Genomic DNA, 9798 nt, shown 5'->3' with positions numbered 1-9798 from the left:
ATGGTTGAGCGGTGCTTCAACAAACTCAAGAACGCCCGGCGCGTCGCAACCCGCTACGATAAGACGGCTGAAAGCTTCCTGGGCTTCATCGACATCGCGTCAATCCGACTTTGGATCCGTCATTTGTCAACATGACCTAGCCGAGTTTCGCCTATTAGGCCCGAGACTTCATCTCGCAACAGCGTGTGGTCGAGGCAATCAAAGAAGCCGGAGATGTCCATTGCCACCACAGTACAATCCTGACGGTGCACGATCTCGTCAAACAGCGATTTCGCGTGGTGGATGTTTGTGCCGCCGCCCTTGCGATAGGCCAGAACAGCGCCAGCGGTCCCGTCTTCTGCCAGCGCTCGTTCATATAACGGGTTTAGATGTTCCGCATAGGCTTGCAGATAGGCAGCGTCAGCGTGCCCGGCGAACCGGATCGGACGAGGCTTCTCTTTCACTTTTCGAATGAAATTCCCGTCTGCATCCCGAAGCCATTTTCCATCGGCCCCTTTCTGACGGGTGTATCGACGAGCGAGGTCCGTGAACCCGAGCATCGGCAAGAAACGGTGCGGCTCGAGCTCTTGCGTGAAATCAATCGCCAACTCCCGCTCGCTTTCGGGCAACGGCAGATCGAAATGCTTATAGCGCCGCTCCTTCGAAATGGCGGGCAACACAAAATCATCGGTCGATGGATCGAATTCATTCTCGGTAGGAAGGTAAAACCCGGGCATAGCGACTCCGTTCGTCAAATGCCCGGGCTATTTAACCTTGCTCCCATCAGCAGGTGCGCAATTGCACCCTCCGGTACGAGATAACCTTGCGTGGTATAGTATAACCACGATGTGCCTGGAAGGATGCGACATGACCGAGATCAAGCCGACCCGGAACCCGCTGGCGCAGATAGCGCTTGCGGTCCTTAACACTGGTCATCCGGGCCCAATGTCCCGGGGCCCATTTCAGATGGGTACTCACGGAGTTTTTACAAGACGGCATCAAGATTTTTTTTCGCGGTTTGTTCTTTTACTTCCTTTGGGTCACTCGGCCCGAGTAAGCAACATCACTGCACCAGCTACTCCTAAGCGGATGAGTGGATTCATCGCATCCGGAAGAAGGTCTCGCATCAGCAACGTTTATTCTAGCCACATCTTGTTTTCATGAAGCGGCGCACCCGCGCGGCGGGTGGAGGTAAGGTGTTTGCCATCTATCGGCGGGCAAACCGAGCCAGGGCGCAGCGACACCCAAAGAGCATTTCGTGACGCGAAAGGGCAAATGCCCTGACTATCGACATAATGTGTCGAGAGTCACAGGACTTATCCTTTTGGCCCGTGCCAACGCCTTGAAAACACGCGGCCCGATTTTCGATCGGAAACGAAAGTGCCCTTTTTCGTCACGGGTCCTGTCCGGGGGGGGGGGACGCTGCCCGAGGGGCAGCTTTGCGGACGAAGCTGCCGTCAGAAAAGAACGGTCTCGGGATATGGTTGGGCGAGCCCGGGCATGTCAGCCTGCGAGAAGAAGCGAAGTTCCTGTGTCTCTGGATCAGCAGGTTCGAGATCAAATGAAGCAAGCTCGCACCTGAAGACGGCAACCGTGTATTCGACCAGATCGCCATTGGGGTACCGATAGCGAAATCCGTCGCCGCCCAGGACCGCGACAAGTACCGCGGCCTCAATGCATCCGCCTGTTTCTTCGAGCACTTCCCGATGGAGGGCATCTTCTGGTGTCTCGCCGGGTTCGATGCCGCCAGCGGGAAGGCTCCACCACTCCGAGCCGGCTTTTCTTTGCAGAAGCAATCGGCCCTCGGCGTCATGGATTAGAGCAGCTATGCTTGGCAGAAGCAGGAGGTCATGGCCGATCTTGGCCCGAAGGCTAGTAATGTATGAACTTGCGGTCATCGTCCGAACATAGGCCACACCGGTGACAACAGAAAGACAGCATGGGGCTCTAAGCCGACCTTCAGGTTTTCATGAAGCGGCGCACCCGCGCGGCGGGTGCAGATAAGGTGTTTGCTCTCTAGCGGCGCGCAAACCGAGCCAGGGCGCGGCGGCACCCAAAGGGCACATCGTGACGCCAAAGGGCAATTGCCCTGACTATCGACAACAGGAAATATTGGTCGGAGTGAGAGGATTCGAACCTCCGGCCCCTGCCTCCCGAAGACAGTGCTCTACCAGGCTGAGCTACACTCCGACCGTGCGGAGCCGATTACAGACACGGCGCGGATTTGGCAAGCCCAATCATCTACGTCTCTTCAATACTCTTGTCATGGCACCGACGCGCAGACCCGCCATGAGACCGATACGGGTTTTCGTCTCGAGGACCGGCCGGTTCCGCGAACCGCTGCCGTGCGACTCGCGGCGCAGGATATAGAGCCCGCTGGCGGTGATGATCGCGGTCCCGACATAGGTCATCGCGTCGGGATACTCACCGAAGAGCACCGCCCCGAACAGCGCCGCCCAGAGGATCTGTGAGTATTGCATCGGGGCGACGATGGCGGCATCGGCCCGCCGATAGGCGATAACCATGCAGGACATCGCCAGCAGAACCAGTACCGCGACCACCGCCAGCGCACCAAAATCGGCGAGCGGCATGGGGCGGTAGACGAAGGGCAGCGCGACACCCATCATCACAAAGCTCACCAGCATCGGATAGAGCACCATCAGCACAGCACGCTCATCATTGCCGATCTTGCGGACAACGATGGAATTGAGCGCGCCGGCAACCGCCGCCGTCAACGCTGCGGCATGCCCGGCACCGATCTCGGTCGAGCCGGGCCGCAGAACCACCAGAACACCGATAAGGCCTACGATCACCGCAATGGCGCGCCGTGGACCCACCTTTTCCCCAAGCAGCGGGACGGACAGGATCGTGATCAACAGTGGGGTGGCGAACAGGACCGCATAGACCTGTGCGAGGGGGATCAGCGAAAAGGCAAAGAACGCGCCGACAGCCGCGATGACGGCAGAAATGCTGCGCACCAACATCCACCGGGGATGAACGGGACGCAGCGTGCCCGGAACGGCATCACCGATCAGCAGCACCGTCATCAGCGGAAAGGTGAGCAACGCGCTGAAGAAAGAAATCTGGATCGGTGAATAGGTCGCGCCAAGAAATTTGATGATGACATCATGCGACGCAAAGATCGCAAACCCCAACAGGCCGAAGAGAGCGCCCGACAGGTTGCTGGCAGGTGGCGGGTCGCTGGGCAAGGGGCGCTGCTCCCGGCTGGGCCGCCCGATCGGCGACCCGGTTGCGGAATGGGACACGGGGGAGGCTCCCCCCATGTCCAAAAGGTCAGAGGCTCGCGTCCAGAGCGGCGAGAATCGCATCGCCCATCTGCGCGGTACTGACCGGTTCGACACCTTCTTCACCGATCAGGTCGGCGGTTCGCAAGCCATCGGCAAGCACCTTTTCAACGGCGTTCTCGATCCGGGTCGCTTCATCGCCCTGATCGAAGGAATAGCGCAGCGCCATCGCAAAGCTGAGGATGCAGGCAATGGGGTTGGCCTTGCCCTGACCGGCGATGTCCGGAGCGGAGCCGTGGACCGGTTCGTAGAGCGCCTTGGGCCGGCCATTGGCCATCGGCGCCCCCAGCGAGGCAGAGGGCAGCATCCCGAGCGACCCGGTCAGCATCGCGGCGGCGTCCGACAGCAGGTCACCGAACAGGTTGTCGGTGACGATCACGTCGAACTGCTTGGGCCAGCGGCACAGCTGCATGGCGCCGGCGTCCGCATACATGTGCGAAAGCTCGACATCGGAATAGTCTTCGTCATGGACCTTCTGCACGACTTCCCGCCACAGGATGCCCGACTCCATGACATTTGCCTTCTCCATCGAGCAGACCTTGTTGTTGCGACGGCGGGCGAGTTCGAAGGCTGACCGCGCGACACGTTCGATTTCGCTTTCGGTGTAGCGTTGGGTGTTGATGCCGACGCGCTCGTTACCTTCCTTGATGATGCCGCGCGGCTCACCGAAATAGATGCCGCTCGTCAGTTCGCGCACGATCACGATATCGAGGCCGGCAACCACATCCCGCTTGAGCGAGCTGAAATCCGCGAGCGCGTCAAAGCACTGGGCCGGACGCAGGTTGGCAAACAGGTCCATTTCCTTGCGCAGACGCAGCAGGCCGCGTTCCGGTTTCACACTGAAGTCAAGCGCGTCGTATTTCGGACCGCCAACCGCACCCAGCAGCACCGCATCGACCTCCATCGCCTTGGCGAGCGTGTCGTCATGCAGCGGTGTGCCGTGCTTGTCATAGGCCGCCCCGCCAACAAGGTCCTCGGACACGTCGAACGCCAGGCCGCGCTTGGCTCCGAACCAGTCGATGACCCGGTTAACCTGGGTCATGACCTCGGGGCCGATACCGTCACCGGGAAGGATAAGAAGCGAGGGGTTGGACATGCGGGCTCTCCTGAATTTTCCTTGCCAGCCCCTACCGCGCGCAACCCACAGGGTCAATAAGACGCGGAACGCACGGCCCCCTCAGCCGCGTGATAGCCCCTCGGCGAGCAGATCCCATACGCGGCGTACACGGGGTGTCTGGCGCATCACCTGATGGGTGGTCAGCCAGACCGGCAACACCGGAAGATCCAGCCCGAGATCAAGCTGTTCCACGTCGGGATCGGCCCGCGCGACACCAATCTGCGAGAACCCGATACCGCAGCCCGCGCGCAGCAATTCCCAATAGGTCGCCTGGTTGTCGCAGCGGATGACGAAATCCTCGCGCTGCACCGGCCACCCCATCTCCGCCATGCCGCGCAGGATCAGGTCGTTGCGGTCGTATCCGATCAGGTCGTGGCGCAGCAGGTCCTCCGGCGTCGCGGGACGGCCCCGGCGGTCCAGATAGCGGCGCGCCGCGAACACGCCCAGTTCAAGGTCGGTAACATGGCGTGCAACAAGGTCAAGCTGTGTCGGCCGGTACATGCGCAGGGCAATGTCGGCCTCGCGAAACAGCAGGTTCTCACTGGTGTCAGAGGGCAGCAGTTCCAACTGTATCGCCGGCTCTGCCTCGCGAATATGTGCAAGAACCGGTGGCAGCAGATGATGCGAGGCAAAGACGCTCGCGGTGATCCGGACCGTTCCTTCCAGCTGCGTGGATTGCCCGGCGGCCGCAAGGGTGATGGCCTGCATGGCATCCTGCATCTGACGTGCCATCGGCATCAAGCCGGCACCCGCGTCGCTGAGCGCAAATCCGCGGGCGTGCCGCGTGAACAGCTCCATCCCCAGCGCGCGTTCAAGCGCCTGCACCTGCCGCCCCAGTGTCGGCTGACTGCACCCCAACTCCCGCGCCGCGGCCGACAACGATCCGGTATCCGCAACGGCCAGAAAGCTCCGAACCAGGGACCAGTCTTTCAATTCCGGAGGTATGTCCATTCATTTATGAATACATGATAGCCGAATTTTGACAATGTATATACGAATGATGGGTGGATAGATCTGCTCCTGACACGGCTTCGTTCAGGAGATGACATGCCACAGACTGTTCTGATACTCGGTTCCACCGGCCGCTTTGGACGCCACGCCGCCGCGCAATTTTCGGGCGCCGGCTGGATGGTGCGGCACTTTGACCGTGCACGCGATGATCTGGCGCTTGCGGCGCGCGGCGCGGACATCATCGTCAACGGCTGGAACCCACCCTACACCGACTGGGCCGCGCAGCTGCCCGCGCTCCACGCGCAGGTCATCGAGGCCGCAAGGCAGAACGGCTCTACCGTGATCCTGCCCGGCAATGTCTATGTCTTCGGTCGCGACACGCCAGCCCCATGGACAGCGGAATCGCCGCATGACGCGCGCAACCCGCTGGGACGTATCCGGATCGAAATGGAGCAAGCCTATCAGCAGGCACCGATACGCACGATCATGCTGCGTGGCGGCGACTTCATCGACACCGCACGCTCGGGCAACTGGTTCGACAAGGTGCTGACGAAATCGCTGGCAAAGGGACGGTTCACCTATCCCGGCGATCCGGGCATTCCGCATGCCTGGGCCTATCTGCCAGACTTCTGCCGCGCCGTCGTGCAACTGGCAGAGCGGCGCGAGACCTTGCCGGGCTTTACCGATATTCCCTTTCCCGGCTACACGATGAGCGGGCGCGACATGGCCGATGTGCTGAACCGCATCCATCCGAACGGCGCACGACTGCGGCGGATGTCATGGCGCCCCCTGGCCCTCGTGCGACCGTTCTGGCCGATGGCGGGATGTCTGCTCGAGATGCGTTATCTCTGGGACACGCCGCACTGGCTCGACCGGGCGAAGTTCGACCACATCCTGCCCGGCTTCCGCAACACCCCGGTGCGCGATGCGTTGGCATCGGCGGTCGAATTGCCCTCAGTCGAGCACAAGGTCCACCCAGACAAGACGGTGCCGGCTGGCGGTTAGTGCGTCGTCATGGCCCTGTGCGCCCGGCGGGGGCCAGTACACTCCGGCGTCGCTGATCCCCAACTGCGCGGACGGAAGAACATAGTCGACACGCAAGCGCCCGACCCCGTCCCAATCGACGGTATCGAGCGCATCCGCGCCCTCGTGCCCCTGCCCCGGCATCGCCGCCGCGCCATCGCTGGCCGGCTGCGGATCCTGTAGCCTCGGGTCCGCCAGCAGGGCGCGCATGGCCTCGGTTCTGCCGGCGCTGTCATAGGGATCGAGATTGGCGTCCCCGGCGAGCACAAAAGGCTCGGCCAGGTCGCCGAACGCACCGTCCAGTATCATTTGCCACAGCCGGATTTCGTCATGATTGCGCCGGCCGTTGCGATCCTCGGGGCCATCAAACACCGGCGGGCTTGCATGAAAGGTCATCACGGACAGAACCGTGCCATTCGGCAGGGCGATGGGCACGATCCAGTGTGCCGTGCTCGACAATCGCTGTATCGCCAGCGCCTCGGCGGATGGGAACGGCGAGCCGTCCTCGTGCTGCGGCAGCATCGCACCCGGCATATCGCGCCAGAGCAGGCCACTGAAATCCTGCACATCATCGCTCAGGATGGGATAGCGGGACAGAATGGCGAGCCCGCCTTGCCCGGTGTAAGCCCCGAAACCCTGCGCATCGCCGGGGCCACCCAGCCTGCCATCACCGTCAAGATCCAGATCGGTCGCCATCCCGGAATTGGGCTGCGCAGAAAAACGGTAGGGATAGGACACCCCGTTTGCATCCAGAAGATCAATCAGCGCACCAAGCGCCGCACCGCCATGATCCCAGTCGATGCCCTGCAATGCGAGGATGTCCGGCGAAGTCTCGGTGATGACGCTCAGGACAGCGGCAATCTGTTTCGACTCCGTACGCTTCAGGTCCCGGTAGAGAAGACCGGGACCATCGGCCTGCAATTCGGTATTGAACGTGGCCACACGCAGGGTTTCTCCCTCTGCCGGTGACACAATCGGAACAAGGCCCATCGCGCCGAGCGCAAGCGCCCGCACGTCCATCATAGCAGATTGACGGGGTCGGACTCCTGCGACGCGCGGTGCCGCTTTTCCTCGATCAATTCGGCGATACGCATCATCGCGATACCGCGCATGATCATGCTCGCGGGCAAAAACGCCCAGGCGCTGATCGTCCAGATCAATGTTTGTGGATGCGCGAGCGTGATCGGGTCGATCATGTCCGAGGCCATTCTGACGAGCATCGGAATCAGAAACGGCAGCAAAAAGCCCAGCACCGCGTTGACCAGACCGTCGCGTTTGAGGCGGTACACCACATCGCCGCCTGCGGTCGGATCAAAACGTGGCAGGTTGACCCACACGTTGAATGCCCCGTTGCGGGTGGGCCAGCCGAAAAGCCGTACCGCACCGATGAACAGGACCACACTGGTCAGGGCGATGACATAGGCAACCCCTGCGGCGTCGCGCACCTTTTGCAAGGTCGCGCTCGAGATGCCATCCCACAGCATACCCGTAACAAGGCGCACCGGCGAATACGGGAAGTCGCTGAAACGCCCGAGCGTGCGTCCGATATCACTGGCGAGATTCGTTACCGCCGTCGGTTCGTACACGTTCTTGCAAGCCAGCGTCAGCAACAGAACCATGAGGAACAAGGCCACGAACCGAAGCCTGTTGAGCGGAGGGGCATCGCGAAACTCGACGATACTGGGATAGTTTGCGTAATACTCCGCAAAGGTCAGGGCCGCGCCAACGATGGCGAGCAGAGCCACGATTTCGGTCGCATCGGTGGTGTAGTCCGGCAACAACAACGACGGGGTCGCAATCATCACTGCCACCAGAATGCCGCGCATCAGTGCACCGGTGATCCGTTTAAACACTGCTACTTTCCCCTCGAATTGGACCGTCAGCGAAACCTGTTGCACCGCGATACCAGCTTGAGCGGCGACACAACCGGGTGGTCAACGTCCTGTTACAGTATTACTGCGCAACCAACCGCGCACGCTCAAGCCTCTGTTGGGTTGAACCTCCGGACCGACGCGCAACCGCGCCCGACTGATGCCGGTTTGCATCATTTTCAGACCGCAGGCAATCAACTCATGCATGTATGCGGCCGAAGATGGTTGATCGGCATTCGCGCAGATCCACCGGCCAGCGGCCCCGGGAGAGAAAAGGCCGCATGCCAGATGCGGCCCCCCTTCGCAGGCTTGCATGCATGCCCTGGGTCAGACCCAGGGACGCTGCTGCGCGGTCCTTGCCTCGTAGCTGTCGATCGCTCCGACCTTTTCCATCGTCAGGCCGATATCGTCCAATCCTTCGAGCAGGCAGTGCTTCTTGAACGGATCGATCTCGAAGGTGAAACTCTCGCCATCCGAGGTCGTGACTGTCTGGGCGTCGAGATCGACGGTCATGCGCGCATTCGCGCCCTTTTCCGCATCCTTCATCAGCACATCGACGGCCTCTTGCGGCAAGGCAATCGGCAGGATGCCGTTCTTGAAACAGTTGTTGAAGAAGATGTCGGCAAAGCTGGGCGCGATGACACAACGGATCCCGAAATCCTTGATCGCCCAGGGTGCGTGTTCGCGAGAGCTGCCGCAGCCGAAATTGTCGCCCGCAATCAGAATCTCGGACTCGCGGTATTGCGGCTTGTTCAACACGAAGTCAGGCCGCTCGTTGCCATCGTCGTCATAGCGCATCTCGTCAAACAGGTTGACGCCCAAGCCCGATCTTTTGATCGTCTTCAGGAATTGTTTGGGGATGATCATATCGGTGTCGATATTGATCAACGGCATCGGTGCCGCGATCCCCGTGATTGTCGTGAATTTGTCCATTTTCGTCTCCGCCGGGCGAGCTTCATGACACCCCGGTTATTTCTATCTGTCGTATTTCGCGTTGAGCCTGTCCCGGAGTTCACCCCTCGCGGTGCGAAGGAAGAACGCCAGAACGATCAGGCCGATCCCGTTGAACAGCAGTTCGATACCCAGAAGGATCCCCAGAAGGCTCGGCGCGATTTCGAAGAAGTTGGCAATTATGTATCCCGCGAGCAGCACCGACAACGCACCCGATATCAGCATCGGCCAGAAAAACGGTGTTTCGCGCATCTGGAACGCTGCGATGAGGCGCGTAATACCGCTTGCCGCGAACAGGATGGTCACCAGCGTCGCGAGCGAGATCACACCCTGAAGAGGATGGAACAGCAGCGACACGCCCAGCAGCAGCATCAGGATACCGAGCCCGATACCGAGCGCCTTGGATGTGCCGCGCTCTTCGCCAAAGCCTGCAACAAGCTGAAATCCGCCGGAAATTGCGAACAGAACGCCCGCCAATGTTGTCACGGCAATCGACGCGGCAATCGGGTTCGCCAGCACGAACAATCCGAACAGGAGCGACAAGACGCCCACAATCAGCCATTTTGTCCAGGTTTTCATTTCTTTGGTCCCTCTGAGGTTG

The 9798-nt window shown here is 60.8% G+C and carries 11 protein-coding genes and 1 tRNA gene; 2 read left to right on the top strand and 10 right to left on the bottom strand.

All coding sequences use genetic code 11. From position 1 onward, the window contains the following. Positions 1-135 (top strand): transposase (locus AB9K34_RS01250; RefSeq protein ID WP_369952484.1); only part of this gene is annotated, 135 nt, incomplete at its 5' end. Here AB9K34_RS01250 and AB9K34_RS01245 read toward each other — a convergent pair. The 6 genes from AB9K34_RS01245 to AB9K34_RS01220 form a co-directional block, all read right to left on the bottom strand. Further along, positions 120-716 carry a hypothetical protein gene (locus AB9K34_RS01245; RefSeq protein ID WP_369952656.1) on the bottom strand — a complete coding sequence of 199 codons (597 nt, stop codon included), beginning with the start codon at positions 714-716 and terminating at the stop codon, positions 120-122. The two genes, AB9K34_RS01250 and AB9K34_RS01245, sit on opposite strands and share 16 nt — an antisense overlap. 720 nt (positions 717-1436) lie before the next feature. Next, positions 1437-1877 (bottom strand): NUDIX domain-containing protein, encoded by a 441-nt coding sequence (locus AB9K34_RS01240; protein ID WP_369952655.1) that lies wholly within the window; start codon positions 1875-1877, stop codon positions 1437-1439. 215 nt (positions 1878-2092) lie between these two features. Then, positions 2093-2169, bottom strand: a tRNA-Pro gene (locus AB9K34_RS01235). Between the two features lie 47 nt (positions 2170-2216). Further along, a complete protein-coding gene (locus AB9K34_RS01230) occupies positions 2217-3245 on the bottom strand; it encodes a DMT family transporter (RefSeq protein WP_369952654.1) in 1029 nt (342 codons plus the stop codon). Between the two features lie 28 nt (positions 3246-3273). Further along, positions 3274-4380, bottom strand: coding sequence for a 3-isopropylmalate dehydrogenase (leuB, locus tag AB9K34_RS01225; RefSeq protein WP_369952653.1), 1107 nt, complete (start codon positions 4378-4380; stop codon positions 3274-3276). Positions 4381-4461: 81 nt separating this feature from the next. After that, positions 4462-5352, bottom strand: coding sequence for a LysR family transcriptional regulator (locus tag AB9K34_RS01220; protein WP_369952652.1), 891 nt, complete (start codon positions 5350-5352; stop codon positions 4462-4464). Between the two features lie 96 nt (positions 5353-5448). Between AB9K34_RS01220 and AB9K34_RS01215 the strand changes: the two genes are divergently transcribed. Next, complete coding sequence (locus AB9K34_RS01215; RefSeq protein WP_369952651.1) at positions 5449-6357, top strand: epimerase; 909 nt, start codon at positions 5449-5451, stop codon at positions 6355-6357. Here AB9K34_RS01215 and AB9K34_RS01210 read toward each other — a convergent pair. From AB9K34_RS01210 to AB9K34_RS01195, 4 genes are all read right to left on the bottom strand, one after another. Further along, positions 6307-7398 carry an endonuclease/exonuclease/phosphatase family protein gene (locus tag AB9K34_RS01210; RefSeq protein ID WP_369952650.1) on the bottom strand — a complete coding sequence of 364 codons (1092 nt, stop codon included), beginning with the start codon at positions 7396-7398 and terminating at the stop codon, positions 6307-6309. The two genes, AB9K34_RS01215 and AB9K34_RS01210, sit on opposite strands and share 51 nt — an antisense overlap. Then, positions 7395-8228, bottom strand: coding sequence for a hypothetical protein (locus tag AB9K34_RS01205; protein WP_369952649.1), 834 nt, complete (start codon positions 8226-8228; stop codon positions 7395-7397). The genes AB9K34_RS01210 and AB9K34_RS01205 overlap by 4 nt, the downstream gene beginning before the upstream one ends. A gap of 345 nt (positions 8229-8573) precedes the next feature. Then, positions 8574-9179: a 3-isopropylmalate dehydratase small subunit gene (gene leuD / locus AB9K34_RS01200; protein ID WP_369952648.1), complete on the bottom strand. Its 606-nt coding sequence runs from the start codon at positions 9177-9179 to the stop codon at positions 8574-8576. A 42-nt stretch (positions 9180-9221) separates the two neighbouring features. Further along, complete coding sequence (locus tag AB9K34_RS01195) at positions 9222-9776, bottom strand: HdeD family acid-resistance protein (protein WP_369952647.1); 555 nt, start codon at positions 9774-9776, stop codon at positions 9222-9224. Positions 9777-9798: the final 22 nt, after the last annotated feature.

The sequence above is a fragment of the Sedimentitalea sp. XS_ASV28 genome, from assembly GCF_041224545.1.
GTDB lineage: Bacteria > Pseudomonadota > Alphaproteobacteria > Rhodobacterales > Rhodobacteraceae > Sedimentitalea.
The sequence above is the reverse complement of the archived record's forward strand: the minus strand, read 5'-3'. Positions and strand labels throughout refer to the sequence as shown.

Coding starts and splice junctions, on each gene's coding strand:
- AB9K34_RS01245 (WP_369952656.1), bottom strand. CDS start 716: ATGCCCGGGTTTTACCTTCCTACCGAGAATGAATTCGATCCATCGACC.
- AB9K34_RS01240 (WP_369952655.1), bottom strand. CDS start 1,877: ATGACCGCAAGTTCATACATTACTAGCCTTCGGGCCAAGATCGGCCAT.
- leuB (WP_369952653.1), bottom strand. CDS start 4,380: ATGTCCAACCCCTCGCTTCTTATCCTTCCCGGTGACGGTATCGGCCCC.
- AB9K34_RS01220 (WP_369952652.1), bottom strand. CDS start 5,352: ATGGACATACCTCCGGAATTGAAAGACTGGTCCCTGGTTCGGAGCTTT.
- AB9K34_RS01215 (WP_369952651.1), top strand. CDS start 5,449: ATGCCACAGACTGTTCTGATACTCGGTTCCACCGGCCGCTTTGGACGC.
- AB9K34_RS01210 (WP_369952650.1), bottom strand. CDS start 7,398: ATGATGGACGTGCGGGCGCTTGCGCTCGGCGCGATGGGCCTTGTTCCG.
- leuD (WP_369952648.1), bottom strand. CDS start 9,179: ATGGACAAATTCACGACAATCACGGGGATCGCGGCACCGATGCCGTTG.
- AB9K34_RS01195 (WP_369952647.1), bottom strand. CDS start 9,776: ATGAAAACCTGGACAAAATGGCTGATTGTGGGCGTCTTGTCGCTCCTG.